Origin of the sequence: Marinomonas shanghaiensis (assembly GCF_003259175.1) — a bacterium.
Lineage (GTDB): Bacteria > Pseudomonadota > Gammaproteobacteria > Pseudomonadales > Marinomonadaceae > Marinomonas > Marinomonas shanghaiensis.
Window position 1 is genome coordinate 1 of sequence record NZ_QGOK01000025.1, and the last position, 504, is coordinate 504.

1 rRNA gene is annotated in these 504 nt (G+C 39.3%); it reads left to right on the forward strand.

Annotated elements, in window-relative coordinates:
• Window positions 1-277 precede the first annotated feature (277 nt).
• Window positions 278-392, forward strand: a 5S ribosomal RNA gene (gene rrf / locus DKT73_RS17550).
• Window positions 393-504 lie beyond the last annotated feature (112 nt).

Sequence of the window (504 nt, forward strand, 5' to 3'; positions counted from 1 at the left end):
CCATGTGAGAGTAGGTCGTCGTCAAGCTTTAATATTTTAGACATATATTTTCACGATAGTGTGGGTCTATTTCTGACAGATAAGCATGTGATACTAGTTTATCGTCAAGCTTTAATATTTTAGACATAGATTTTCACGATAGTGTGGCTCTATTTCTGACAGATAAGCATGTGATACTAGTTTATCGTCAAGCTTTAAATTAAGAAGGCCTAATAAGTAATTAGGCAATTGAAAATTTGGTTTTATTAGACAGTTGCTGATAAAACAAACCAGTTTTCTTGATGATCATAGAGGCGTTGAACCACCTGATCCCATCCCGAACTCAGAAGTGAAAAGCGCCATCGCCGATGGTAGTGTGGGAGATCCCATGTGAGAGTAGGTCGTCGTCAAGCTTTATATTAAGAGAAATCCCATCCTGCTCAGCAGGGTGGGATTTTTTCGTTTAAGGGACGTAAAATAGTCTCTCCCACGTGTGGGGCTCTTTATAACAGACAAGCATGTGAT